Origin of the sequence: Cryobacterium sp. M23 (assembly GCF_002929655.1) — a bacterium.
GTDB classification, from domain to species: domain Bacteria; phylum Actinomycetota; class Actinomycetes; order Actinomycetales; family Microbacteriaceae; genus Cryobacterium; species Cryobacterium sandaracinum.
In genome coordinates, this window is record NZ_PJJV01000048.1 from 1 (window position 1) to 25,490 (window position 25,490).

25 protein-coding genes and 1 pseudogene are annotated in these 25,490 nt (G+C 67.6%); 13 read left to right on the top strand and 13 right to left on the bottom strand.

Annotated features, from left to right (window positions below):
- Nucleotides 1-341: 341 nt before the first annotated feature.
- From CXY82_RS02365 to CXY82_RS18475, 3 genes and pseudogenes are all read right to left on the bottom strand, one after another.
- Nucleotides 342-749, bottom strand: a complete 408-nt coding sequence (locus CXY82_RS02365; RefSeq protein ID WP_104169520.1) for a DUF4913 domain-containing protein — start codon at nucleotides 747-749, stop codon at nucleotides 342-344.
- Nucleotides 742-1,095 carry a hypothetical protein gene (locus CXY82_RS17800; RefSeq protein ID WP_233194229.1) on the bottom strand — a complete coding sequence of 118 codons (354 nt, stop codon included), beginning with the start codon at nucleotides 1,093-1,095 and terminating at the stop codon, nucleotides 742-744. Before CXY82_RS17800 ends, CXY82_RS02365 begins: the two co-directional genes overlap by 8 nt.
- 28 nt (nucleotides 1,096-1,123) lie before the next feature.
- Nucleotides 1,124-1,369 (bottom strand): annotated as a pseudogene (locus tag CXY82_RS18475) (TraM recognition domain-containing protein); the annotation flags it as partial.
- A gap of 102 nt (nucleotides 1,370-1,471) precedes the next feature.
- On the opposite strand from CXY82_RS18475, the gene CXY82_RS02375 reads away from it, so the two are divergent.
- From CXY82_RS02375 to CXY82_RS02400, 5 genes are all read left to right on the top strand, one after another.
- A complete protein-coding gene (locus CXY82_RS02375) occupies nucleotides 1,472-2,599 on the top strand; it encodes an AI-2E family transporter (protein ID WP_104169522.1) in 1,128 nt (375 codons plus the stop codon).
- Nucleotides 2,600-2,740: 141 nt separating this feature from the next.
- On the top strand, nucleotides 2,741-3,547 hold the full coding sequence (locus CXY82_RS02380) for an HAD-IA family hydrolase (protein ID WP_104169523.1): 807 nt from the start codon (nucleotides 2,741-2,743) through the stop codon (nucleotides 3,545-3,547).
- Complete coding sequence (locus tag CXY82_RS02385) at nucleotides 3,544-3,963, top strand: dihydroxyacetone kinase subunit L (RefSeq protein WP_104169524.1); 420 nt, start codon at nucleotides 3,544-3,546, stop codon at nucleotides 3,961-3,963. Before CXY82_RS02380 ends, CXY82_RS02385 begins: the two co-directional genes overlap by 4 nt.
- A 314-nt stretch (nucleotides 3,964-4,277) precedes the next feature.
- Entirely contained in the window at nucleotides 4,278-4,547 is a 270-nt protein-coding gene (gene rpsO, locus CXY82_RS02395; RefSeq protein ID WP_104101100.1) for a 30S ribosomal protein S15, read from the top strand.
- 125 nt (nucleotides 4,548-4,672) lie between these two features.
- Nucleotides 4,673-5,761 carry an LLM class flavin-dependent oxidoreductase gene (locus CXY82_RS02400; RefSeq protein WP_104169525.1) on the top strand — a complete coding sequence of 363 codons (1,089 nt, stop codon included), beginning with the start codon at nucleotides 4,673-4,675 and terminating at the stop codon, nucleotides 5,759-5,761.
- 286 nt (nucleotides 5,762-6,047) lie between these two features.
- On the opposite strand, the gene CXY82_RS02405 is transcribed toward CXY82_RS02400, so the two are convergent.
- The 3 genes from CXY82_RS02405 to CXY82_RS02415 all read right to left on the bottom strand — a co-directional run bounded on the left by CXY82_RS02405 (nucleotide 6,048) and on the right by CXY82_RS02415 (nucleotide 7,394).
- The gene (locus tag CXY82_RS02405; protein ID WP_104101102.1) at nucleotides 6,048-6,236 is read right to left on the bottom strand and encodes a DUF1508 domain-containing protein; all 189 of its coding nucleotides are present in this window, start codon (nucleotides 6,234-6,236) and stop codon (nucleotides 6,048-6,050) included.
- An 88-nt stretch (nucleotides 6,237-6,324) separates the two neighbouring features.
- On the bottom strand, nucleotides 6,325-6,636 hold the full coding sequence (locus CXY82_RS02410) for an AzlD domain-containing protein (RefSeq protein WP_104169526.1): 312 nt from the start codon (nucleotides 6,634-6,636) through the stop codon (nucleotides 6,325-6,327).
- Nucleotides 6,633-7,394, bottom strand: coding sequence for an AzlC family ABC transporter permease (locus CXY82_RS02415; protein ID WP_104101104.1), 762 nt, complete (start codon nucleotides 7,392-7,394; stop codon nucleotides 6,633-6,635). The genes CXY82_RS02410 and CXY82_RS02415 overlap by 4 nt, the downstream gene beginning before the upstream one ends.
- Before the next feature lie 108 nt (nucleotides 7,395-7,502).
- Between CXY82_RS02415 and CXY82_RS02420 the strand changes: the two genes are divergently transcribed.
- Both CXY82_RS02420 and CXY82_RS02425 read left to right on the top strand, forming a co-directional pair.
- On the top strand, nucleotides 7,503-9,038 hold the full coding sequence (locus tag CXY82_RS02420) for an amino acid permease (RefSeq protein WP_104169527.1): 1,536 nt from the start codon (nucleotides 7,503-7,505) through the stop codon (nucleotides 9,036-9,038).
- 65 nt (nucleotides 9,039-9,103) lie between these two features.
- Nucleotides 9,104-9,565 carry a VanZ family protein gene (locus CXY82_RS02425; RefSeq protein WP_104101106.1) on the top strand — a complete coding sequence of 154 codons (462 nt, stop codon included), beginning with the start codon at nucleotides 9,104-9,106 and terminating at the stop codon, nucleotides 9,563-9,565.
- Here CXY82_RS02425 and CXY82_RS02430 read toward each other — a convergent pair.
- Genes CXY82_RS02430 through CXY82_RS02445 form a run of 4 tightly spaced genes read right to left on the bottom strand, consistent with a single transcriptional unit; the run spans nucleotide 9,553 to nucleotide 14,142 of the window.
- Nucleotides 9,553-11,274, bottom strand: a complete 1,722-nt coding sequence (locus CXY82_RS02430; protein WP_370443669.1) for an alpha-glucosidase — start codon at nucleotides 11,272-11,274, stop codon at nucleotides 9,553-9,555. The genes CXY82_RS02425 and CXY82_RS02430 overlap by 13 nt on opposite strands.
- Nucleotides 11,271-12,179 (bottom strand): carbohydrate ABC transporter permease, encoded by a 909-nt coding sequence (locus CXY82_RS02435; RefSeq protein ID WP_104169529.1) that lies wholly within the window; start codon nucleotides 12,177-12,179, stop codon nucleotides 11,271-11,273. Before CXY82_RS02435 ends, CXY82_RS02430 begins: the two co-directional genes overlap by 4 nt.
- 58 nt (nucleotides 12,180-12,237) lie before the next feature.
- Nucleotides 12,238-12,801, bottom strand: a complete 564-nt coding sequence (locus tag CXY82_RS02440) for a carbohydrate ABC transporter permease (protein WP_174843660.1) — start codon at nucleotides 12,799-12,801, stop codon at nucleotides 12,238-12,240.
- 3 nt (nucleotides 12,802-12,804) lie between these two features.
- Nucleotides 12,805-14,142, bottom strand: a complete 1,338-nt coding sequence (locus CXY82_RS02445; protein ID WP_104169530.1) for an ABC transporter substrate-binding protein — start codon at nucleotides 14,140-14,142, stop codon at nucleotides 12,805-12,807.
- Nucleotides 14,143-14,271: 129 nt separating this feature from the next.
- On the opposite strand from CXY82_RS02445, the gene CXY82_RS02450 reads away from it, so the two are divergent.
- The 6 genes from CXY82_RS02450 (at nucleotide 14,272) to CXY82_RS02475 (ending at nucleotide 21,653) form a co-directional block, all read left to right on the top strand.
- Nucleotides 14,272-15,444, top strand: coding sequence for an ROK family transcriptional regulator (locus tag CXY82_RS02450; RefSeq protein WP_233199158.1), 1,173 nt, complete (start codon nucleotides 14,272-14,274; stop codon nucleotides 15,442-15,444).
- A gap of 44 nt (nucleotides 15,445-15,488) precedes the next feature.
- Complete coding sequence (locus CXY82_RS02455) at nucleotides 15,489-16,595, top strand: LLM class flavin-dependent oxidoreductase (RefSeq protein WP_104169532.1); 1,107 nt, start codon at nucleotides 15,489-15,491, stop codon at nucleotides 16,593-16,595.
- Between the two features lie 23 nt (nucleotides 16,596-16,618).
- Nucleotides 16,619-17,593, top strand: coding sequence for a dihydroorotate dehydrogenase (locus tag CXY82_RS02460; protein WP_146069034.1), 975 nt, complete (start codon nucleotides 16,619-16,621; stop codon nucleotides 17,591-17,593).
- Complete coding sequence (locus tag CXY82_RS02465) at nucleotides 17,593-18,570, top strand: dihydroorotate oxidase electron transfer subunit (RefSeq protein WP_199180862.1); 978 nt, start codon at nucleotides 17,593-17,595, stop codon at nucleotides 18,568-18,570. The genes CXY82_RS02460 and CXY82_RS02465 overlap by 1 nt, the downstream gene beginning before the upstream one ends.
- A gap of 257 nt (nucleotides 18,571-18,827) precedes the next feature.
- Nucleotides 18,828-21,101: a polyribonucleotide nucleotidyltransferase gene (locus CXY82_RS02470; RefSeq protein WP_104169534.1), complete on the top strand. Its 2,274-nt coding sequence runs from the start codon at nucleotides 18,828-18,830 to the stop codon at nucleotides 21,099-21,101.
- Nucleotides 21,102-21,317: 216 nt separating this feature from the next.
- Nucleotides 21,318-21,653, top strand: a complete 336-nt coding sequence (locus tag CXY82_RS02475; protein WP_104169548.1) for a metalloregulator ArsR/SmtB family transcription factor — start codon at nucleotides 21,318-21,320, stop codon at nucleotides 21,651-21,653.
- 67 nt (nucleotides 21,654-21,720) lie between these two features.
- Here CXY82_RS02475 and CXY82_RS02480 read toward each other — a convergent pair whose 3' ends face one another.
- From CXY82_RS02480 to CXY82_RS02490, 3 genes are read right to left on the bottom strand one after another with little or no spacing between them, the layout of a single operon-like run.
- A complete protein-coding gene (locus CXY82_RS02480) occupies nucleotides 21,721-23,256 on the bottom strand; it encodes an NADH-quinone oxidoreductase subunit C (protein WP_104169535.1) in 1,536 nt (511 codons plus the stop codon).
- Nucleotides 23,253-24,827, bottom strand: coding sequence for a proton-conducting transporter membrane subunit (locus tag CXY82_RS02485; protein ID WP_104169536.1), 1,575 nt, complete (start codon nucleotides 24,825-24,827; stop codon nucleotides 23,253-23,255). The genes CXY82_RS02480 and CXY82_RS02485 overlap by 4 nt, the downstream gene beginning before the upstream one ends.
- Complete coding sequence (locus CXY82_RS02490; RefSeq protein ID WP_104101117.1) at nucleotides 24,827-25,483, bottom strand: hypothetical protein; 657 nt, start codon at nucleotides 25,481-25,483, stop codon at nucleotides 24,827-24,829. The genes CXY82_RS02485 and CXY82_RS02490 overlap by 1 nt, the downstream gene beginning before the upstream one ends.
- Nucleotides 25,484-25,490 lie beyond the last annotated feature (7 nt).

Below are 25,490 nucleotides of genomic sequence, written 5' to 3' on the forward strand. Positions count from 1 at the left end.
ACCAATTGGATGATGCTCATCGCAGCATACCGGGTCTCGCCCCCGGTTCCGGAACGAAGGCGGCAGTTCTCATACTGTCGCCGTCGGCACAACTGTGGATTTCGTGGGTGAACGGATCGACACCAGTTGGAGCCATAGCGTCCCCTTCTCGGCGCATTGGACTGACGCAAACGATAAAAGGAGGAGCAACACCACGTTTCTGCGCGTCGAGGCTCCGTACTAAGCGTCGCTGACCTGGGGACCGCCGTCGGCACAGCGTCGGTCGAAGCCTCCTGAATCTGACTAGATCCGAAAGCAGAATCGATCGTTTCCGCGCTCAGTTACTTGATCTGCGGATCCCACTACACCTCCACGTCATCGGGCGGCATTGACGCCGGCACGACCGCGGCAGATCTATCTTTGCGGCGGTAGAGGTGTCCTTGATCGGGGTCACAGTCGCGGAACGGCCCGTGTCCTTTGTCGAAGATCACCGTGGCGTGGCGGTCCCAGTGGTTGATCCACCAGGACGACACAGCGCCGGCGTCACCGTCCATGACACTGGCGTCAGCCTGCATGCTGGCCTGCCAGAGGGCCTTGAACCTGGCGACAACCTCCGGGTGCAACCACCATCGGGTGCACCACGGCGTGGGTTTGGTTCCGACGACCTCGACGGTCGCAAGGTGGTCGGTCAACCATTCAAGGCACATCTGGCGGACATCGACCGCGTCTTCCTCTGCGTCGCTCGAGTCGTAGTCATCGTGCTCAGCCATGTGCTGCCACTTCTGCAGTGTTGTCGTCGGGCACCAGTGGCGGTACCGGGTCCATTGCCGTGGGCGGGGTGGTGCGGTTGATGGTGGTGGTGAGTGTTTTGTCGCGGAACCAGGGGACGGTGTTGACCATGACGGGTCGGCATTTGGAGCTGAAGACGATGGCGCGCCATTCGGGGAGGGAGCCGAGGGCGGCGATGTCGAGGGTGTTGACCTTGCGGGTGTTGGTGGAGGTGAATTGGTGGCCGTCTTTGCCGGTGGAGCTGCCGTAGGTGATTTCGTCGTGTTCGCCGATGAGGGCGGCCAGGGAGCGGAGGAAGGGTCTGCCACCCGTCTTTCCCGAACGCATCGATCGCTTGGGCGCGGGATTGGAAGTAGGAGTTGAGGATGATGCCCATCGACCCGTAGAACGAATACACCGAGGGCAGTTCGGGCCAGCGGACGATGTTCGCGCACTCGTCGAGCTCCACCACCAGCGGGACCGGGAACCGGCCGCCGTTTCGCTGCGCGGCGGTTTCGGCGGTTTTGCAGATGGCGCGGATGAGGGCGACGAATTCGACGGAAATTCTGCCCGAAACGCCCCGAAAACCCGGGAAAGAGCGCTCTCCCGGCAGAATCTCCATCGAATTCGTTCGACGCCGGGCCAGGGTTCCGCCCGAATCGGTTAGGAGGCACTCGGCCGGGCAGCCGTTTACCGATGCTGCACAGGTGCCTATGGTGTCAGCATGCGCGTCGACGACCCCTCATCCCCGTCCCTGCAGACCCTACTGACCAGCCGGCTCGGCCGGTGGGCCATCCGCTCCACCCAGATCATCGTCGTGGTCGTGCTGACCGCCGGCGCCGTCTACGCTCTGGTGCAGGTGCAACTCGTGGTGATCCCCGTTCTCGTGGCGCTCATCCTGGCATCGGCGCTGGCACCGCTGGTCGGCTGGCTGCGCACGCGCGGCCTCCCGGTCATTCTCGCGACCTGGATCACCCTGTTGGCAGGGGCACTCATCCTCGGCGGCATCGTCACGCTCATCGTCTTCGCGGTGCGCAACCAGTGGGGTGCGCTGGTGGTGGCGGCCGGCGACGGGCTCGACGAACTACAGGGGCTGCTGGTCGAGGGCCCGATCGCGCTCGACTCGGAGCAGTTCAACGCGGTGCGTGATGCGATCGTGGGCTTCGTCACGAGCGCACAGTTCGGCACGGGGGCGCTCGCCGGGGTGTCCGCCGCGGTGGAGCTGGTCACCGGAGCCCTGCTCGTGCTGGTGATCCTGTTCTTTTTCCTCCAGGACGGCGGCCAGATCTGGAACTTCTTCCTACGTTTCCTGCACGGCGAGAGCCTCGAGCGCGCCCACCGGATCGGCGACGTCACCCCGACGGTTCTCGGCCAGTACGTGCGGGGAACGGCGATCATCGCCCTCTTCGACGCCGTTCTGATCGGCGTCGGGCTGGCCATCCTGCAAGTTCCGCTGGCCCTGCCGCTGGCTGTGATCGTGTTCCTCACGGCGTTCATCCCACTGATCGGGGCGACCATCGCGGGCATCCTGGCTGCCCTCGTGGCGTTGGTGACCAATGGGCCGCTCGTGGCGCTGATCGTTGTGGCCATCGTGATCCTGGTCAACCAGATCGAGGGTGACCTTCTCAACCCGGTGGTGATGGCGGGGGCGTTGAAACTGCATCCGCTGGTGATCCTCGTCGCTTTGACCGTGGGCACCATCCTCGGCGGTATCGCCGGGGCCGTTCTGGCGGTCCCGCTCGTCGCCGTGGGCTGGGCGATGATCAAGGTTTGGGACAGGCCGGATCAGTCGATCACCCAGCGGGCGAAGTTCTCCATCCGGCACCGGCCTCAGCCGGCGAAGCCCGCCTAGGCCGCCCCATTGTCGGCTCGGGGTGGCGAGCCTACGATGGGCGGCATCTGACCGGGGAGGCACAGGTGGCGATTTCACCGCTGAAAGCAGCCGTCGACCGAGCCTTCGCCGCCATCGGCAACGCGAGGAAGGCCTGAGGCGATGCCCGCTCTCATCTTCGACTGCGACGGCGTGCTGGCCGACACCGAACGCGACGGCCACCTGCCGGCCTTTAACCAGACCTTCGAGGAATTCTCGGTGCCCGTGCAGTGGAGCGACTCCGATTACGTCCAGAAGGTGACGATCGGGGGAGGAAAAGAACGGATGCGCAGCATCCTCACCCCGGAGGTGGCCGGAGTGCTCGGTCTGCCGGCGGACGACCCCGCGGCCCTCGACTCGGCCGTCGCCGGCTGGCACCGGCGCAAGAGCGCGATCTACACCGAGCGGGTGGCGAGCGGCGCGTTGACGGCCCGCCCGGGCATCCGTCGACTCGTCGCACAAGCCGCGGGCGCCGGCTGGATCCTCGCCGTGGCCTCCACCTCGGCCGAGGAATCCGTGCGCGCCGTGCTCACGCAAACACTCGGGCCCGAGCTGGCCGCGCAGTTCCGGGTCTTCGCCGGCGACATCGTGGACCGGAAGAAGCCGGCCCCGGACATCTACCTGCATGCCCTACGGGAACTCGGGATCGACGCCGCCGACGCCGTGGTCGTCGAGGACAGTGCGAACGGCCTCCGGTCGGCGCTCGCCGCGGGCCTCCGCACCGTGATCACGATCAGCGGTTACACCGCGGACGAAGATTTCACCGGGGCGGCCCTGGTGGTGTCGTCGCTCGGGGACCCCGGCGGCCCCACCACCGTGACGCTGCGCGACCCGCTGGGTCTGGAGCCGGAATTCTTCGTCGACCTGTCCAATTTCGCCACCATCCTCAGCGCCCCCGACCGCTCGGCCCCCGATCTGGAGAGCCGATGACCCGCTCAGCCCTGTTCGACACCGAATTCGTGGCGATGCTCCGGGCCGCCACCGAGGGGATCAAGGCCCGCGGCAAGTCCGACCTGGGAGACAAGACCCTGCTCGACGCCCTCGTGCCGGCCACGGATACGCTCGAAGCCGAGGTGGCCGCCGGCCGTGACCCGGAAACCCAACTCGCCCGGATGTCCCTGGTTGCGCGGGCGAGTGCGGACGCCACGAGCATGCTGCAGGCCCGTCGCGGCCGGGCCAGCTACACCGGAGAACGTAGCATCGGTTCGCCCGATCCCGGAGCCCGAAGCAGTTCGTGCCGGACATGCACCAGGGGATCGCCGCCGCGAACCTCGACACGCGTGGATGGGCGTGGGCATCCATGGCGAACCGGGCCGACGCCGCGCGAAGCTGACCACCGCGAATGAGATGACCGACGAGATGCGCGACGCGGTCGTCGGGGACCTGCCGGACGTGTCGGGGACCGGGTGGCCCTGATGATCAACGGCCTCGGCGGCACCCGATCAGTGAGCTCTACATCCGGTTCGGGAGGGCGCACGAGCAGCTGGTCAGCGCCCCGGCCGAGATCGCAGCCCGCATCTTCTGGCCGTTGCTCCTGCTGCTCCAGCCGACCTCTCGGACTCTGCTAAACTCGGACGGTTGCCGTTTGACGGCCGCGGATCAAGAGAGCCCAGGCATTCGGCCCCGGGCACCGCGCAGTGAGAGAAAGGGGATCCCATCTATGGCACTCGAAGCTAATGCAAAGAAGGCGATCATCGAAAAGTACGCTACCCACCCAGGCGACACCGGGTCCCCCGAAGTTCAGATTGCAATGCTCACGCAGCGCATCCTGGACCTCACGGAGCACCTGAAAGAGCACAAGCACGACCACCACTCGCGTCGTGGTCTGCTCCTCATGGTTGGTCAGCGCCGTCGTCTGCTCGGTTACCTGTCGGATGTCGACATCACTCGGTACCGCACACTGATCGGCAGCCTCGGACTGCGCCGCTAAGGCACTTTTCGAAGACACCGCGATCTTCTTACAAGCGGGCCGTCACCTTCCGGGTGGCGGCCCGTTTGTGTGTCCGGGGCGGGGAACCGGGAATATCTCCGGGCCCGGCGCGGTTTCCCCCACCGATGTCTACCTCCGCGCTGAGCCTCTCCGTGCTCGATCTGATCCCCGTCCGCACCTCGCAAAGCTCCGCTGAGGCGATCGCGGCAGCCGTGCACCTCGCCCAGAGCGCGGACCGGCTCGGCTACACCCGATACTGGGTCGCGGAGCACCACAACATGCAGGCGGTCGCGTCGACGAACCCGCCCGTGCTGATCGGTATCCTCGCGGCGCAGACCGAACGCATCCGGGTCGGCTCCGGGGGCGTCATGCTGCCCAACCACTCTCCGCTCGTGATCGCCGAGCAGTTCGGCATCCTCGAGGCGGCCTTCCCCGGGCGCATTGACCTCGGGCTGGGCCGTGCGCCCGGCAGCGACCCGATGATCACCGCACTACTGCGCTCGAGTGGAGCAGTGAGCGAGGTCGACGCGTTTCCGCGCAACATCGCTGACATCGCGGCGCTGCTGCACCCCGACGGGGCCTCGCTCAGCCTCACCTCCGGTCAGGACTACACCCTGCACGCGACTCCCGCCGCCACCGGGATGCCCGAAATCTGGCTGCTTGGCTCCAGCGACTACTCGGCCCGGCTCGCCGCCCGGCAGGGCATGCCCTACGTGTTCGCCAACCACTTCGCCGGCGACGGCACCACAGCGGCCCTCGAGCTGTACCGACGCGGGTTCACCCCCAGCGAGACCCTCGACGCCCCCCGCACCATCCTCACCCTGAACGTGTCGGTCGCCGAGACCCGGGTCGAGGCCCTCGCCCTCGCCCTGCCGCAGATGCAGCAGATGGCGCGCCTGAGATCGGGCCTGCCGCTCGGCCCGCTCGCGACGGTCGAAGAGGCCGCCGCCGCACCGATGGCGCCGGCGCTGCTCCAGATGATCGAACGGATGGCCGCGGCCTGGATCATCGACGAGCCCGGCGCCGCGGCCGCGCGCATCCGTGCCCTCGCGGCGAAGTTCGGGGTCGACGAGGTCATGCTGCAGCCGATCGCCTCCGCTCACACGGGCGCCGACGCGGCGACCTCACCCGGGCGTGCGCGCACGCTGGAACTGCTCGCCGCCGAGCTTTTCACCGGAGAGCAACTCGCGGCCGAGGAACTCGCGGCGGTCTAGACGAGTGAACCCCCACAGCCGTGGGCGGGATGGCGTCGAGGGCTGGGGTTCGGGGGCGGTTGCCGCGGTGCAGTGACTCCGTCCAGAACGAATTCGACGGAGATTGTGGCCGTATCGGCCCCGAATACTTCGATAAAGCCGTTTTACGGCAGAATCTCCGTCGAATTGGTTCGACGCCGCACACGGTGCGCCGGATGACCAGCGTCCACACGGTGCAGTCAGCTTCGACTCTCCGGGAGCCACAGGACCAATCGACGGTGACTCACTCGGCAGAACCGAGATCCGTTCAGGCGTCCGGTTCCGTCATGTCGACCACGTGCGACTTGACGTGGGCCTTCAGTGCCTCGATGCCCTTGAGGGCCTCCGCCTTGGAGTGATAGCTTTCGGAGGTCGCGATCACTTCGCCGTTGTTGGCCTTCAGCCGAAACTGGTATCCGCCGGATCGTTCCGCGTAGAGCTCATATTTCCCGGACATCACACACTCTTTTCTTCATCATCGAAAAACGTCGACGGACGCATTGCCGTTGGAAAAACCCTACCGCCCCCGTTGGCGCGCGAGACCCTCAACCCAGACCGAGCAGCCGGAGCCCGGCGGCCGCTGCCGCGCCCGCGATGACCACCGCCAGGAACGGGGCCTTGAACCAGAGCGCAATCGCCGCGACGACGAGCGCCCCGAGCCGGGCGTCGACGACGAGGTCCTGGCCGGTGGCCACGGTGTTCGCGACCGTCAGGGAAGCCAGCAGGCCGATCGTGAGGCCGCCGGCGACGCGGGCGATGCGCGCGTTGGTGACCCACTTCTGCGGCACGAGATAGCCGAGCAGCTTCGTGAGGAACGCCGCCGCGCAGGCCACGAGGATCCAGAACCAGACGCTCATCGGGGAGCCTGCGCATCCGTCGAACCGGGTGCATCGGGTGGACCGGGATAGGGGTCGACGTCGGGCTCGAGACCCTCGCCCGCCGGCCCGTGCCGAAAACCGAACCAGCCGATGGCACCGGCGACGACAGCCGCCACGAGGATGGGCACGCCCGGCGAAACGAGCGGCACGGTCAGTACGGTGGCCAGCGCGCAGACCGCGGCGATCGCGCCGGCCTCCTTCGACCGCAGCCGCGGCCAGAGCAGCCCGAGGAACGCCGCGACCGCCGCGCCGTCGAGGCCCCACTGTTTCGGGTCGCCCACGGCGTCGCCCGCGAGCGCCCCGATCAGGGTGAATACGTTCCACAGCACGAAGATGCCGAGACCGGCGACCCAGAACCCCCGCTTCTGCTCGACGAGCACGGTCTGCCCGGTGCTCGTGGCAAGCGATTCGTCGATGGTGACCTGGGCGGCGGCGAAGCGGCGCCAGCCACGAGGGTGCAGCAGGGCGTTCAACTGCATCCCGTAGACCGCGTTACGGATGCCGAGGAGCGCCGCCGCGCCGGCGGCTGCCGCACCGCTGCCGCCGCCGGCGATCACCCCGATGAACGCGAACTGGGAGCCCCCGGAGAACAGGAGCAGGCTCAGCGCCGAGGTCTGCCAGATGTCGAGCCCCGACGACACCGACAGGGCGCCGAACGAGATGCCGTAGAGGCCGGTGGCCACCGCGATCGACAGGCCGACCCTGGCCCCGGGGGAGTGGCGGAGGGTGGTGGGCACCGCTCAATGCTAGGGGGTGCGGCCCCCGGGTCTGCGGGGTCCGGGGTCGGGGAAGCCCGGCGGGGGCCTAGCATTGACCGACACCCAACGGAACGGAAGCACCCAGTTATGAGCGTCTGGCGCACCAAGAGCATTGAGGCCTCCATGGCCGACTCCCTCGAGAAGGGGCACAGCCTCAAGCGCACGCTGGGCACCTGGGACCTCATGATCATGGGCGTCGCGGTTGCCGTCGGTGCCGGGATCTTCTCGGTCGGTGCGAAGGCGGCCGGCAGCTACGCCGGGCCATCCGTCACCCTGGCGTTCCTCCTCGCCGCGGTCACCTGCGCGCTCGCCATCATGTGTTACGCGGAGTTCGCCTCGGCGGTTCCCGTGGCCGGCTCGGCGTACACCTTCACCTATGCGACCCTCGGCGAGCTGCTCGCCTGGATCATCGGCTGGGACCTGATCCTCGAGATGCTGACCGCCGCGGCCGTGATCGCCAAGTATTGGGGAATCTACCTGAGTGAGGTCTTCGAACTCTGGAACTGGGATGTCCCGGCCACGATCGCGGTCTTCGGACTGCAGGTCAGCTGGGGCGCGTTCGTGATCGTCGCAATCTTCACCACCCTCCTGGTGCTGGGCACCAAGCTGTCGGCGCGCGTCGCCAGCATCTTCACCATCCTCAAGGTGGCGATCGTGGTGTTCGTGATCGTCGTGGGTGCCTTCTTCATCAACCCGAAGAACTACACGCCGTTCATCCCCGAGGCCGTGCCCTCCGCGGGCGGCGACGGCGACGTCTGGATGCAATCCCTTTTCTCGTTCATGACCGGCGCCCAGCCGGCCCAGTACGGACTGTTCGGTCTGCTCGCCGGCGCCTCGTTGGTCTTCTTCGCGTTCATCGGCTTCGACGTGGTCGCCACCAGCGCCGAAGAGGTCAAGAACCCGCAGACGACCCTGCCGCGCGGCATCTTCGCCGGTCTGGCCATCGTCACGGTGCTGTACCTCGGCGTCAGCCTCGTGCTCACCGGCATGGTGCCGTACACCGTTCTCGCCGACGACCCCAATGCCTCACTCGCGACGGCGTTCATCTCGGTCGGCGCCCGCTGGGCTGCCCAGGTCATCTCGGTCGGCATTCTGGTGGGGCTCACCACCGTGATCATGGTGCTGCTCCTCGGCCTCTCCCGCGTGCTCTTCGCCATGAGCCGCGACGGCCTGCTGCCGCGCGGCCTGAGTGTCACCTCGTCCAAGCGCGGCACCCCCGCCCGGGTGCAGATCATCTCCGGCGCCGCGGTCGCCCTGATCGCCGGGTTCACCGACGTGGGCGTGCTCGAGGAAATGATCAACATCGGCACGCTATCGGCCTTCGTGCTGGTCAGCATCGCCGTGGTCGTGCTGCGCAAGAAGCGCCCCGACCTGCCCCGGGCCTTCAAGGTGCCCTTCTCGCCCTTCCTGCCGATCCTGTCGGCCGCGCTCTGCTTCTGGCTGATGCTCAACCTCACGACGCTCACCTGGGTGCGCTTCGCGGTCTGGCTCGCGATCGGCATCGCGGTGTATTTCCTCTACGGCCGCCGTCACTCCGTCGTCGGTATCGAGGCCAAGCGCGTCTTCGACGAAACCCTCCGCGACGAGGTCATCGCCGAGGAGAAGGCAGCGCTGGGCAAGTAGCGCGCTTTCGCGGTCGGGGGCCGTCACTGGGGTGACCCCCAGCATCCATCGGGAAGGATGGAGCCATGCTGCACCGCCATCCCGTCCTGTCCCTGGTCACGCTCGCCTATCTGGCGTTCGTGGGCTGGGTGACGCTCGGGCCGCAGCCGCTCGACAGTGGGAACAACGAGCTGCTGCTCCGGGCGCTCCGATTCTTCAACCGGCACGACTCCACCGACTGGATCACCTACGGGCGGGTCGAATTCGCGGCCAACATCGCCATGTTCATCCCGATCGGCGTGTTTCTGCTGCTCCTGCTCGGACGCCGGTTCTGGTGGCTGGCGATCGTCGTGGCCGTCCTACTCACCGGCTCAATCGAGTTCACGCAGCAGTTCCTGCCGACCCGGGTCCCGGATGTGCGCGATCTGGTCGCGAACGGGAGCGGCGCCGTGCTCGGTGTCATCGTCGGCCTCGTCCTTACAGCGTTCAAACTGGTGCGCCGTGAGGAGCCCCGGTCGAGGCGGGTTGCGCCGACCTACAGCCGGTAGAGGCGCGCCTCCCAGGGGCGCAGCACCGGGTTCGAGGACGGTGCGGCGGCATCCGTTGTGGCCGGATAGTTGGCCAGAATCAGATCGGCGCCGGAGACGTCCATCGGAAGCAGGTCGGTGAATGGGGCATCGGATGCGTTCGCGACGACGAGCAGCGTCTCGTCACCCCGGCTGCGAGTGAAGGCGTAGAGCGCGTCGTGGTCGGGTTCGAGCAGGGTGAAATCGCCGAGGGCGACCACCTCGCTCTCATGCCGCAGCGCAATCAGGCGCTGGTAGAAGCGGAACACACTCCGCTCGCTCGCGAGGTCGGCGGCCACGTTCACCGTGACGCTGTTCGGGTTCACGGCCAGCCACGGCGTGCCGGCGCTGAAACCGGCCTGCGGCGAGGCATCCCACTGCATGGGCGTGCGCGCGTTGTCGCGGCCCATGGTCTGCACTCCGGCGAGCACGGTGCCGGGGTCCAGGTCGAACTCTTCCACGGCCTCGCGGTAGTGATTGAGGGATTCGAGGTCACGGTAGTCGTCGATGGAGTCGAACCGCACGTTGGTCATGCCGATCTCCTCGCCCTGGTAGATGTAGGGCGTTCCGCGGTGCAGGTGCAACACCAGGGCCCACAGAGTCGCCGACTCGTAGCGCAAGGAGGTGTCGTTGCCGAAGCGCGACACCAATCGGGGCTGGTCGTGGTTGTTCAGGTAGAGGCTGTTCCAGCCGGTCTCGGCCAGACCCTCCTGCCAGCGTGACAGGCTCTTCTTCAGCGCCGTCAGGCTGCGAGGCAGCACCTCGAACTTGTGCTCGCCCTGGTCGAGGCCCACATGCTCGAACTGGAAGATCATGTCAACCTCGCGCCGGGCCGGGTCGGTGAACAGCAGGGCGTCGTCGGTGCTCACGCCCGGCATCTCGCCGACGGTGAGGTGCCGCCCTCCGCGGCCGTCGAAGACCTCGCGGTGCATCTCCTGCAGAAACTCATGGATCTGCGCCCCCATCGGCGAGCCGCCGCCGGTGGCCGGGGTCGGTCCGTCGATCAGCTCGACCTGCTTGGCGATGAAGTTGATCACGTCCATCCGGAAGCCGTCGACGCCGCGGTCCAGCCACCAGTTCATCATCGCGTAGACGGCCTCGCGCACCTCGGGGTTCTCCCAGTTGAGGTCGGGCTGCTGCTTGGCGAACAGGTGCAGGTAGTACTCATCGGTGGCGGGATCGAGCGTCCAGGCCGGGCCGCTGAAGGCGCTGCCCCAGCCGTTCGGCGGGCCGCCGTCGGCCTGGGGCTTGCGCCACCAGTACCAGTCGCGCTTCGGGTTCGTCAGCGACGAGCGTGATTCCTGGAACCAGGCGTGCTCGTCGCTGGTGTGGTTCACCACCAGGTCCATCACGATCTTGATGCCGCGCTCGTGGGCCTCGACCAGCAGCAGGTCGAACTCCGCCAGGCTGCCGAAGACCGGTTCGATGTCCTGGTAGTCGCTGATGTCGTAGCCGTTGTCATGTTGCGGCGACGGGTAGACCGGAGAGAGCCAGACCGCGTCAACGCCGAGCTCGGAGAGATAGTCGAGCTTCGAACGGATGCCGCCGAGGTCACCGATCCCGTCGCCGTCCGAGTCCGCGAAGCTGCGCGGATACACCTGGTAGACGACGGCGCTGGTCCACCAGGAGGCGCCGGTCGCGGGGGTGGTCGCGGGGGCGGTCATCCCGGACGTTGGTGCGGGTGTCGTCATTTGATCGATCCTCTCATCACGCCGGAGATAACCCAGCGCTGGGCAAAAATGTACACAATCAGCAGCGGGGCCATGGCCATCAGGTATGAGGCGAACGCGGCCGAGTAGTTGGTGTTGAACTGGCCCTGGAACACGAATTGGGAGAGTTGCAGGGTGCGTGCCGCCGGGTCGGAGAGCACGACGAGAGGCAGGATGAAGTCATTCCACGCCCAGACACAGGTGAGGATGCCGACGGTCGCGTTCATCGGGGTCAACAAGGGCAAGATGATCCGCCAGTAAACCCGCCAGGTGGTCGCCCCGTCGGTGTAGGCCGCCTCCTCCAGCTCGATCGGGATCGATTTGATGAACGCGACGTAAATGAAGACGTTGAGCGAGAGCCCGAACACCGCGTAGAGCAAGATCAACCCGACCTGGTTGTCCAGACCGAACAGGGCCGTCTCTTTCACGACTGGGAGCATGATGATCGGGAACGGGATGAAAATGGCGGACAGCAGGTAGAAGTAGACGCCCGTGAAGAACGGCTTGTGCAGGTTGCGGGCGATCGCGTACGCCACGAGCGAGTTCGTCAGCAGGGTGAGGATGACGGCGCCGACGGTGATCAGGGCCGTGTTCATCAGCGCCTGCGGGAATTTGGTCAGCGTCCAGGCGTCGGCGAAGTTCTCCCAGTGGACGCTGGTGGGGAGCGCGAACCCGGTGCCGCCGAGCTGGTCGGGGGTCTTCAGCGCGGTGATCACGGCGAAGTAGAGCGGCACCAGCACGGTGATCGCGCAGACCGCAATCAGCACGGTGGCCCACCAGTTGATCCGGGTGCGGTTGTCTTTGATAGGCCGGATACCGCGCGGGTCACGGGCCGCCCGGGGGGATGCGGGTTCGACCGTGGCGGGGGAGTCGATGGTGATAGCCATTAGAAGTCGGCCTCCGTGCGCTGAAGAACTCGGAACTGCAGGAACGAGACGAGCATGATCACGATGACGAACAGCACCGCGTTGGCGGGATGGCCGTCCACGCCCAGTCCGGGTTGGTGAGGATGTTGTCACGGAACACCGGGACGTTCGACAGGATCCGGGGGAGCGAATTGGCGAAGAAATACTGGAAGACGTACCCGACGACCAGGATCGCCAGCACGTAGGGGATGAAGAAGATGCCGCGAAAGGTGGACTGGAACGCGATCTTCGCGTTGAGTCCGACCGCGATGGCCAGCGAGATCACGTTGGTGAGGATGGTGGCGACGATGGCGAAGCCGAAGGTGAAGCCATAGGCCTTCAGTACCCGGTCGTCCTGGAACAGGGCGATGAAGTTGCCGAACCCGACGAAGTCCCACGAGCCGAAGCCTGCGTAGTTGGTGAAGGAGAAGAAGATGCCGATGAGTACCGGGACGGTGTGCAGCAGCGCGAAGACGGCGACCGCGGGGACGACCATCCAGTAGAAGGCGCGCGGGGTGGCGCCGACGCGTCGCCGCGCCGTGCTCGGCCGCGACGCTCGGGGCGTCTGCTCCGGCCGGGGCCGGGTCAGGACGGAAGTAGCCATCAGTTAGTCTCCGCTTCGTGTCGAGGTGGTGCGTGACGCGACCTTGCGCCATTCGTTGTCGAGGGTGGCCAGCGCTTTCGCGCTGTTCTCGTCGGTCAGGAACTGCTGAACGATGGGCCCGAGCGGGATGCTCGCCGGGATCTGGTGATCGACGAAACCGGTGATCCGGCCGGCCTGGAAGTACGGTTGCAGTTCCGCCAGGGCCGGGTTGGTGCTCTCGGCCGCGTCCCGGGCCGTCGAGAACATGTTCTGTGAGGCTGCGAAGGAGTTCTGCACCTCCTCCTGGAAGAGGAAGTCCACGAAAAGTCGGGCTTCGGCGAGGCGCGGTGTGTCGCGGCCGATGGCAATGGCCACGTCGACACCGGAGACGAGCTCGATGTCGGCCGGGTCATCCGTCACAGGGTAGGGGAAACCGCCGACGCTGATGTCGGGGTTGTTGGCCAGGATCGGGCTGAGGGCCCAGATCCCCTGCATCAGCATGGCCGATTCGCCGTTCGCGAAAGCCAGGTTGCCGTCTTCGTACGTGCGGCCGAGGTAGCCGTCCTGCGCGTAGGAATACAGCGTCTGCAGCTTCTCGAACGTCTCGCCGTAGTTCTTCGCGAACGAGACGGCCGAGTCGGGACCCACCTCCTCACCCTCCGCGCGGAGATCGGGGAAGAAATCGTCGCCGCCGAGTTGGGCGCCGATACCGTTCAGGGAGGATTGCACCGTCCATGCGTCGGCCGCGGTGCCGTAGAACGGGGCGATACCGGCCGCCTGGAGCGTGTCGCAGGCGGCGATCAGCTCGTCCCAGGTGGTGGGGATCTCGATGCCCTGCGCGGCGAAGATGTCACGGTTGTAGAGAACGCCGTTGCCGTTGTTCGCGAAGCCGAGGGCATTCACCTCGTTCTCGTAGGAGCCGAGGGCCCCGACGATGTCCTGAACGGCCGGGTTGATCCGGTCGAGAACGGGGTCGTCACTGAAGTCGTGGAAGACACCGGCCCGCGCCAGCTGGCCGAAGTTCCCCGATCCGTTCAGACTGATCACATCGGGCACCTTGTTCTTGACCAGCAGGGTGCGGATGGCGGTGTCCGCATCGGGGACGGCGTTCTGGGTCACCCGGATGTCGGGGTTCTCTGCCTCGAAATCGGCGATGATGCCGTCGAAGTCCGCGATGGCCTCGGACTTGAACTGGAAGAAGTCGAGGGTGACGACGTCGCTCTGACCCGGGGCGCAGCCGCTGAGGGCGCCGAGCCCGAGCGTACCGGCCAGGAGGAGTGCCACGGGTCGCCGGAGCGTCCGCAACCTCCTCGACCGGTGGCGTCGCCGGGCGGGTGTCTGGTACGTCGTTGTATCCGTCATTGCGGGACTCCTTAGGCCGTCATGTCGCTGCATGAATCTTTCTACGGCAAAAAGAATAGGACGACAATTGCCGCTCTCGCGGGATGAAAAGTCCGCTCGGGCCAGAGCATTCATGCCACTATGGAATAAATGGCACCTCAGGGGGCAGATATGACCACGGATGCGGCGTCGACAGTGAGCGAGACCTCCCGGGAACTCGCGCGAGCCGTGCTCATCCACGGCCCGATCTCCCGCAGCGACCTCGGCCGTCGCCTGGGATTGTCACCGGCCAGCCTGACGCGGTTGAGCAAGCCGTTCCTCGATTGTGGCCTGTTCGTCGAGGGCAGCGAAGACCGCGACGGAACCGTCGGGCGCCCGGCCCGGCCCTTGGACGTCCGGGTGGATGCCAGTCGGCTCGTCGGGGTGAAACTCACCGGCGACGACGTCTTCGCGGTGCTCACCGACCTGCGGGCCAACGAGGTGGGCTCGGCCCGGCGGGTGCTCGCCGATCACACTGTCGAGCACGTTGTGGCCCGGATCGACGAGGTCGTGCGCGAGCTCGGCGGCCCGGACGGGCTGTCGGCGCTCGGCGTCTGCGTGGGTGGGCATGTCACCGACGCCCGGGTCGTGACCCGGGCGCCGTTCCTGGGCTGGCACGACGTGGACCTGGCCACGCGGCTCGAGCGACTGCTCGGAATTCCGGTCACGATCGAGAACGATGTCGTCGCGCTCACCTCCGCCGAGCAGTGGTTCGGAGCGGTCCGGGGTGCCCCGACCTTCGCGGTTCTGACCATCGGCGTCGGCGTCGGCTACGGACTGGTCGTCAACGACCAGGTGATCGTGACGGCCGACAGCGGCCTGGGCCTCGGTGGGCACATCCCGCTCGACCCGAACGGGCCGCTCTGCCCGGAAGGACACCGCGGCTGCTCGCAGGCAATGCTCACGAGCCAGAGCGTTTCTGCCCAGGTCAGCGTGGCCCTCGGCCGCGAGGTCGACTACGACGAGGTGCTCCGGCTCGCGGTGGAGGGGAACCGGGCTGCGGCATCCGTCGTCACCGCCACCGGTCGCGGACTGGGCCGATTGATCGCGGTGATCGCCAATATCGGGATGCTCGACACGATCGTGCTCTCCGGCGAGGGGATGCCACTGTGGGCGCTGGCATCCGAGGAGGTCATCGCCGCTGCCCGAGCCGACCGCGACCCGGATGCGACACCGCTGACAATCGTCGTTGACGACAGCGGGGTCTCCTCCTGGGCCCGCGGGGCCGCGGCTGTTGCCATCCAGCGCTCGCTCGGCCGATTGGCCGCTGCCGCCAGCGAATAGAATCGTCCATGCGCGCTGCGCGCCGCGCGAGTGGGAGGCTGCACATGCAATTCGGGATCTTTACCGTCGGTGACCTCACGGTCAACCCCACGACGGGTCACACCCCCACCGAGCACGAGCGCATCACGGCCATGGTCGCCATCGCCGAGAAGGCCGAAGAGGTTGGCCTCGACGTCTTCGCCGCCGGCGAGCACCACAACCCGCCCTTCGTGCCCTCGTCGCCGACGACGTTGCTCGGCTACATCGCCGCGAAGACCGAGCGCATCATCCTCTCCACGGCCACGACATTGATCACGACGAACGACCCGGTCAAGATCGCCGAAGACTTCGCCATGCTCCAGCACCTCTCCGGTGGGCGGGTCGACCTGATGCTCGGTCGCGGCAACACCGGCCCGGTCTACCCGTGGTTCGGCCAGGACGTGCGCCAGGGCATCCCGCTGGCGCTGGAGAACTACGCGCTGCTGCGCCGGTTGTGGCGCGAGGACGTCGTGGACTGGGAGGGCCAGTTCCGCACCCCGCTGCAGGGGTTCCAGTCGACGCCGCGCCCGCTCGACGGGGTGCCGCCGTTCGTCTGGCACGCCAGCATCCGCAGCCCGGAGATCGCCGAGCAGGCCGCGTTCTACGGTGACGGCTTCTTCGCCAACAACATCTTTTGGCCCAGGGAGCATTACCTCAAGCTGATCGGGCTCTACCGGGCCCGGTTCGAGCACTACGGCCACGGCCGAGCCGACCAGGCCATCGTGGGCCTCGGCGGGCAGGTCTTCATGCGCACGAACTCGCAGGACGCCGTCGACGAATTCCGGCCCTACTTCGACAACGCCCCGGTCTACGGCCACGGCCCGAGCCTCGAGGAGTTCACCGAGCAGACGCCGCTGACCGTCGGCAGCCCGCAGCAGATCATCGACCGCTACGCCGGCATGCGCGACTACTTCGGCGACTACCAGCGTCAGCTATTCCTGATCGACCACGCCGGACTGTCGTTGAAAACCGTGCTCGATCAGCTCGACATCCTCGGCGGCGAGGTGGTGCCCGTGCTCCGTACGGAGCTGGCCGTGAACCGGCCCGCCCACGTTCCCGACGCACCCACGCACGCCTCGCTGAAGGCCGACGCCGCGATAAGTCGGCTCGCGGCATCCGTCGCCCGCCCGTGACCTCTCCCGCGGAGGCAGACACCATGACCATCGCGCCGCCTCAGCCATCAATGGATGCGCGCCGCGCCTTCTTCGACGCCCGTCCCGCCGCCTCCGTGGCGGTCGACCTCTCCGTGCGAATCGGCAGCCTCACCCTCGCCAACCCGGTCATGCCGGCCTCGGGCTGCTTCGGGCCTTCGCTCGGACGCTTGATCCCGGTCGCCGAGCTTGGCGCCGTGGTCACCAAGACCGTGTTCGGCACCCCGCGCGGCGGCAACGCGGCGCACCGGCTGACCGAGCTCCGGGCCGGGATGGTCAACAGTGTCGGCATCCCGAGCCGCGGGGCCGCCGGCTACCTGGCGTCGCAACACCCGCTCTACCTGGCGCTCGGCGTGCCCGTGATCGTCAGCGTCGGCGGCCACCGTTCGGGCGAGTACGCCCCTGTCGTGCGGGGCCTGCGGGGCGCGGGCGACGCCTACGAGCTCAACGTGTCCTGTCCGAACCTCGACCGCCACGGCACCGACATCGGCTCCGATCCCGACGCCATCGGGAAGGTCGTGCATGCTGTGCGCCTGGAGACCGACAAGCCCCTGATCGTCAAGCTGCCGGTGCTCGTCTCTTCGATCGCGGACTGTGCCCAGGCCGCTGAGGCGGCCGGCGCCGACGCCGTCTGCGTGGCCAACTCGATCCCGGCGCTGCCGCTCACGGCCGCTACGCGGAGCCCCATTCTCGGCAACGTGATCGGCGGTCTGTCCGGCCCGAATATCCGCCCGATCGTGCTGCGGTTGGTCTGGCTGGCCTCCCGAGCGGTCGACATCCCGGTGATCGCCTGCGGCGGGATCGAAACCGCCGACGACGCCCTCGACTACTTCTCGGTCGGCGCCCGCGCCGTGCAGGTCGGCACGGCCAGCTTCGGACGCCCGTTCGCCATGGTCGAAATCGTTCGCGCCGTGCAGGAGCGCTGCGAGGGCGTCGCGGCGGCCGACATCACCGAACTGATCGAATTGTGGAGGGCCTGATGACCGTTACGACCGCCCTCGGGGCCCTCGCCGCCCTGCGCCGCCAGCAAGCGTTCGCCGCGGCCGACGAGGCCGCGCTGGACGGCCTCATCGCGGTGCGCCCGCCCGAACGGATGCCTCGGCCCGACCCGGTCTGGGACGACGCCCGCGTTCTCGTACACGAGGTCGTGGGAGAGCGGTACCGCCGGCTCGTACTGGCCACCGACACCATTGCGACGACCGCCCTCGCCGGACAGTTCCTGATGATCACCGTGCCCCCCACAGGTGGGGAGCGCCTCCTGCTCCCACGCCCGATGGCCATCCACCGCCGCCACCCCGACCAGGGCACCGTGGAGGTCATCTACGGCTCGGCCGGCCGCGGCACCACCGCGCTCACCGACGTACTCGTGGGCGAGAGCCTCCTGGTCACCGGCCCGCTGGGCCGCGGCTTCGAGTTCCCGGATGCCGCCCTCCCGACTGAGACTGGTCCAGAGGCGCCCCGCACGGCCCTGATGATCGGCCGCGGTGTCGGCGTCTGCGCCATCATGGGCTCGGTCGAAGACGCCGCCCAGCTCGGCATCGCCGCCACGGTCGTGCTCAGCGGGAGGTCGCCGGCCAACCTGATCGGCCTGGCCGACTGCGCCGAGCTGGGCGCCACGGTCATCCCCGTCACCGACGACGACGGCTCGAGCGCGCTGCCGGCGCTCGGCGAACGGCTGCGCGGGCTTTTCGCCTGGGCCCCGCCCGACGTCATCCTGGCCTGCGGCGCCGGAGTTCTCGCCCGCCTCGCCGCCGATCTCGGCGCCGAGTGGGGCGCGCCGGTGCAGGTCTCGCTGGAGGCTCACATGGCCTGCGGCCTCGGCTACTGCCACGGATGCGCCGCGCCCGTCGCCACGGATCCCGCCGTCGAGGGGCCGCTGGTCTGCGTCGACGGCCCGGTGTTCGACGCCGTGCTGCCGGACCGGGCCGCGGCCGGGCGCGGAAAACCAGCAGGCTGAACGTCTTCTGTTAGGCTTGAGGAGGTTAATCCTCGGATTGGCCACGCAGAATCACGCTTAGTACGGAGCAGACCGGCAGCGCGCTGGTCCTCGGTGGTGGTTTCCCAACTTGCCGGCAACATCCGCAGTTGGTGAATTTCTACTGGTGGCCAGCTCTCGCACCCTTCTTCTCCGCGTCCAGCTCGCGCGCCATACGGGCAACCGAGTCTTCATCGCCAGAATGGCGAGAAGCAAAAACCAAAGGAGAGAACCCCCATATGGAGGGTCCAGAAATCACGTTCGCCGAAACCGTTATCGATAACGGCAAGTACGGCACACGCACCATCCGTTTCGAAACCGGGCGTCTCGCCCAGCAGGCGCAGGGCTCTGCCGCCGCCTACATCGACGAAGAGACCATGCTTCTCTCCGCCACGAGCGCCAGCAGGCAGCCGAAGGAGAACTTCGACTTCTTCCCCCTCACCATTGACGTCGAAGAGCGCATGTACGCTGCCGGACGCATCCCGGGCAGCTTCTTCCGTCGCGAAGGTCGCCCGTCGACCGAGGCCATCCTCACCTGCCGTCTGATCGACCGGCCGCTGCGTCCGTCCTTCGTCGACGGACTCCGCAACGAGATCCAGGTTGTCGTCACCGTTCTGGCCATCGCGCCGGACGAGTACTACGACGTGCTCGCGATCAACGCGGCCTCGATGTCGACCCAGCTTGCCGGCCTCCCCTTCTCGGGCCCGATCGGTGGCGTTCGCGTCGCCCTCATCCCCGACGAGAACGGCTCCGGCCAGTGGGTTGCCTTCCCGAAGCACTCGCAGATCGTCGACGCCGTGTTCAGCATGGTCGTCGCCGGTCGCGTGGTGACCGACGCCAACGGCGCGCAGGACGTCGCGATCATGATGATCGAGGCCGAAGCCACCGACAACGCCTGGAACCTCATCAAGGGCGGCGCCATCAAGCCGAACGAAGAGGTCATCGCCGAGGGCATCGAAGCCTCGAAGCCCTTCATCAAGCAGCTCATCGAGGCGCAGCAGAAGGTTGCCGCCTCGGCCGCCAAGCCGACCGGCGCCTACCCGGTGTTCCCGTCCTACCAGCCGGCCACCTACGACGCCGTCGCCGCTCTCGCGTACGACCAGTTGAAGGCCGTCTACCAGATCGCCGACAAGATCGAGCGCCAGAATGCGGATGACGCGCTCAAGGCATCCGTCAAGGAGGCCATCGCGGCCAAGGTCGCCGCCGGCGAACTCGACGCCAGCGCGAACAACCAGGTTTCCGCCGCGTACAAGTCGGTCACCAAGCTCGTCGTGCGCTCGCGCGTTCTCAACGAGGGCATCCGCATCGACGGCCGTGGGCTCGCGGACATCCGCCCGCTCGACGCCGAGGTGGCCATCATCCCGCGCGTGCACGGTTCCGCGATCTTCCAGCGCGGCGAGACCCAGATTCTGGGTGTCACCACGCTGAACATGCTCAAGCTCGAGCAGACGATCGACTCCTTGAGCCCGGTCACCAAGAAGCGCTACATGCACAACTACAATTTCCCGCCCTACTCGACCGGTGAAACCGGCCGCGTCGGAACGCCGAAGCGCCGCGAGATCGGCCACGGAGCGCTCGCTGAGCGTGCCCTGGTCCCCGTGCTGCCGACGCGCGAGGAATTCCCCTACGCCATCCGTCAGGTCTCCGAGGCGCTCAGCTCCAACGGATCCACCTCGATGGGTTCCGTCTGTGCCTCGACCCTGTCACTGCTCAACGCCGGTGTGCCGCTGCGCGCACCCGTCGCCGGCATCGCCATGGGCCTCATCTCCGACACCGTTGACGGCAAGACCCGCTACGCGGCTCTCACCGACATCCTCGGCGCCGAAGATGCCCTCGGCGACATGGACTTCAAGGTCGCCGGTACGAGCGAGTTCGTCACCGCGATCCAGCTCGACACGAAGCTCGACGGCATCCCGGCATCCGTTCTCGCCGGCGCGCTCACCCAGGCCAAGGATGCTCGCGCGACCATCCTGGCCGTGCTGAACGCCGCCATCGACCGTCCCGACGAGATGGCACCGACCGCGCCCCGCGTGATCAGCGTCCAGATCCCGGTCGACAAGATCGGCGAGCTGATCGGCCCGAAGGGCAAGATGATCAACTCGATCCAGGACCAGACCGGTGCCGACATCTCCATCGAGGAAGACGGCACGGTGTACATCGGCGCCGTTGACGGACCGTCGGCCGAGGCCGCTCGCGCCATGGTCAACGCCGTCGCGAACCCGACCAACCCGGAGATCGGCGAGCAGTTCCTCGGAACCGTCGTCAAGATCGCCGCGTTCGGCGCATTCGTCTCCCTACTCCCCGGCAAGGACGGCCTGCTGCACATCAGTGAGGTGCGCAAGCTCGCCGGTGGCAAGCGGGTTGAGAACGTTGAAGACGTGCTCGGCGTGGGCCAGAAGGTCCTCGTGGAGATCACCAAGATTGACGACCGTGGCAAGCTCTCGCTCGCCCCGGTCCTCGACGAGTCGGCTGAGGCCGGCACCGAGGACGCACCGGTTTCGACCGAGGCGTAGTCCGCTAGATCTACCGACAACCTCTCGCCAGGTTAGTCGGCTAGACGGAAAGCCCGTCCTGCTCCGGCAGGGCGGGCTTTTTGCATCCCGCGGTGGTCGAGCGCCCGCCCGATGTCTCGCGTGTTCCCGATCCGGCGACCGATCCCGTCTCCCGCGGCTCAAGATCAGCACCTATTTGAAAGTATTACAGGTTAGCGATATGATCAGACTGTGTCGATGACCGGACTACCCATGGCCCAATTGAAGTCTGACCTCTTCAAGGCTCTCGGGCATCCGTTGCGGGTGCAGGTTCTGGAACAGCTGGTCGGCGGGGAACGTTCGGTCGGCAGCCTCGCCGAGGTGCTCGGCGCCGAACTGTCGAACCTGTCCCAGCAGCTGGGGGTCCTGCGCCGCGCCGGCGTTGTCGCCACCCGACGAGAGGGCAACACCATCTTTTACGGTCTGCGGGACCCGGGTGTCGCCGAGCTCCTGGCCATCTCCAAACGGATGCTGGTGTCCAGCCTTGAAGACTCCCACGCCCTGCTCCGCACCATCGAGCAGGACTCGCGGTAGCCCGAGCCCTAGGCCCTGCTCCGTCCCGGACGAATTGGTTCGACACCGGGCTATAGCGGACGCGCCGCTAGAGGTCGTTGCCGGCGTAGGACTGGTTGAAGCTCTTGTTCACGAGGGGGAAGTCCGGCACGATCGTCTCGGACAGGGCCACCGGCAGCGCAGGCCAGTTGAAGTAGGACGGGTCGACGACCTTCAGCCGCGTGATGGCGCCGTCTGGCCCCAGTTCGACCCGGTGGCAGATGGTTCCGCGCCAGCCCTCGACGAGGGCAAGGCCGCTCGCCGCACCCATCGTCGCCGCATCCGTCGTCGCCGCCACCGAAGACGACTCCGCGGCCGCACCACCACGGTGCGCGCCCAGCCGGGCGATGAGGTCGATCGCCACCGCAATGGACACCTCGAACTCACCCGCGCGCACCCGGTAGCGGCTGAGCACGTCGCCGCCGGTGTCGGTGACCACGTGGAAGTGCTCACCCAGATCGACGAAGGGATGGTCGCGGCGGGCGTCGGCGTCGACACCGGATGCCCGCGCCACATAGCCCAGCGTGCCCATGGCCTCGGCCTGGCCGGTGGGCAGCGGGGCCGTGCCGGTGAACCGGTCCCGCACGATCGCGTGCCCGAGGGTGATCGCGATGATCTCCTGAACGTCGGCGGCGACGCCGCGGAGGGCGGCGGAATCCGGCAGGGCGAGAACGCGTACCCCGCCCACCGACAGCGCCCCGCGCAGGAAGCGGTGGCCGGTGACGGTCTTGTTGATGCGCAGTAGTGTTTCGCGAAGCCGCTGAGTGTGCGAGTTCACGACACCGAACCCCACGTCGTTGGCCAGCGAACCGAGGTCGGAGACGTGGTTGTAGAGGCGTTCGAGTTCGAGCAGCAGGGCGCGCAGCAGGCGGTCGGGCTCGGAGATCTCGATGCCGGAGGCCGCCTCGATCGCCATCGTGTAGGCCAGCGTGTGGCCGATGACGGTGTCGCCGGCGATCTGCTCGGCCATATCGATGCCGTCCGCAGGCAGACGACCCTCGAAGAGCCGCTCGACGCCGCGGTGCATGTACCACTGGCGGGCTTCCATCCGCACGATGGTCTCGCCGACCACGGAGAAGCGGAAGTGGCCGGGGTCGATGATGCCGGCGTGGATGGGGCCGACGGCGATCTCGTAGACCCCGGGGCCCTCGACCTCCACGAACGGGAACGACTCGACGTCGGGTTCGAATTCGGGGGTGGCCGTGGCGTCCTTCCGCATCGGGTACCAGCCGCGGGGCCAGTGGCCGTGGCGCACCAACCGGTGGGGCTGAGGGTGGTTCGTCGGCCGCACGCCGAACAGGTCGCGGGTGCCGCGCTCGAAGTTGCCGGCCGGGAACGAGAGGTCGGCCAGACTCGGAATCCAGGCGTCGTCATAGGGGACGGGCACGACGAGGTCGATCTGGCGCCGGGGGAAGACGGCGACGAAGGAGTAGACCACGCGCAGCCGGTCGCCGTCGTCGTGGCCCGCGACCAGCGCGAGCCGGTTTCCATCGGTCAGCAAGGCGGCGGCTTCGCCCCGGAGTTCGTCGCGCGTGAGCGTGCGCACCTCGGCGGTGGCGGCTCGCACCGGATTCGGGGTCGTCATTGGATTCCTCCCAGAACCTCGGCCGCACGCGTCAGGAGTGTGCCGACCGGCTCCGCTATGAAGGCCACCACCGCGGTGGTGCCCAGGGCGAGGATGAGCGGCAGCATCGGCCCGTGCCCCGACCGGTCCGGCACGAGGGGGTCGTCCGGGTGCGGCTCGGCGTCCGCCAGGGTGACGGATGCGCTCGGAACGGAGACCGGGACGGCTCCGGTGACGGATGCCGCGGCCCCCGCAGCCGGGACGGCCGCAGCCGGGACGACCGGGACGGCCGTGGCCGCAGGCGCCCCGATCGTCATGGCCACCGTCAACCGGGTGAGGCTGGCGAAGATGACGAGCAGCAGTACCAGGGCGATGCCGACCACCACGCCCAGGCCGGTGGAAAAGCCGGCCACGATGATGCCGACCTCGGAAAAGAAGATGCTGAACGGGGGGAACCCGATCAGAGCGGCCATGGCGATCAGCCAGGGCACGGCCAGCCCCGGCCGCCGCACGAGCAGGGCGCGCACGTCGTCGATCTTCGGAGTGCCCTCGACCTCGAGGATGCGGCCCGAGATCACGAACAGGGTGGCCTTGGTCAGCCCGTGGCCGAGCACGTACAGCAGCACGGCCGGCAGGGCCGCCGGGCCGATGGCCGCGCCGACGGCCATCATGCCCATGTGCTCGATACTGGAGTAGGCCAGCATCCGTTTGAAGTCGCGCTGGCGGATCAGAAGCGCCGCCGCCACGAAGAGGGAGAGCAGCCCGCCGACGCTGAGCATGATGCGCAGGAAGTCCGGCCCGATCACGGCGTCGGTGATGGTCTGGATACGCAGGATGGCGTAGAGGGCGACCGCGAGCAGGACGCCGGACATGAGCCCGGAGACGGGTGCGGGCGCCTGACTGTGCGCGTCGGGCAGCCAGCTGTGCATGGGGGCGAGCCCGGCCTTGGTGGCGAAGCCGAGCACGGCGAGGGCGCCGCCGGCTCGGATCAGCGCGGGGTCGAGTGGCAGGCCGGCCTGGCTGAGCACGAGCCAGGACAGGGTTGCCTCGCCCGTGCCGCGCGAGGCGGCGTAGATGAGCACGATGCCGAGCAGGGCGATGGCCACGCCGACGGAGCCGAGGATGACGTACTTCCAGGCGGCTTCCAGCGATCGGGGGGTGCGGTGGTGGCCGACCAGGAAGGCCGTGGCGATGGTGGTGGCCTCGACCGCGGCCCACATCAGGCCGATGTTGTCGGCGAGCACCGCGAGGCTCATTGCGGCCAGGAAGATCGAGATCAGGGCGTCGTAGGAGCCGGCGAACCGCGCGGGCTCGGCCGTGGCGTGGCCGAGCCCGCCCCAGGTGGAGACAAGCCCGACGGCGCCGACCACGGTGAGCATGTAGGCGCTGAGCGCGTCGGCGCGGAGCAGCCCGCCGCCCAGTGTGGGAACTTCGTCCGCGAGCACGACGCTCACCAGGAGCAGGCCCGAGATGAGCACGGCGACGCTGGAGGCGATGGGGCTGAGCCGGCGTAGTGCGGGGGAGGGCACGCCGAGGCTCAGTACGGCGAGGAGGGCCGGAATGGCCAGAGGGGTCCAGAGGGCGAATGACATCAGTCGTGCAACTTTCTGAGCTGATCGATCTCGGTGTTGCCGAACTTGGTGCGCATACGGCCGGCGAAGACGTAGAGGATGACGACGACCAGCAGCACGTCGAGGGAGATGCCGAGCTCGAGGAACAGCGGCACACCGCCCGAGGTCAGGAACGCGACGGTGGCGATGCCGTTGTCGAGCACGAGGAAGCCGATCAGCTGTGATCCGGCCTGCCGGCGGGTGACCAGCAGCAGGAAACCGATCAGCACCATGGCCAGGCCGATCGGAGCCGCGTGGGCCGAGATGCTGATGTCGCCGGCGAGCACCCGACTGGCCACGACGTAGCTGAGGATGGTCAGAAGCGCCACGGTCAGCAGGGCCGCCGTCGGGTTGAGGCGCGGCGCCTCATCCGTTCGCGTGGTGGCGTGGGTCTCGCGGGCGAGCACCCACGGCAGGCCCATACCCTTGACCAGCAGCACGAGCAGCGAGACGAGGATCACCTCGACCTCGCCCTCCTCCAGGCCGATCACGGCGACCAGCGCGGCCAGCGCGAAGCCCTGCACGCTGAGCAGCCGGATCGACGCCAGCAGCGAGTGCCGCCAGACCATCAGGGCGCTGGTGAGCAGCAGGGTGCCGGTGCAGAGACCGATCAGCTGCGGGTAAATGGTGGTGAACACGGATGCT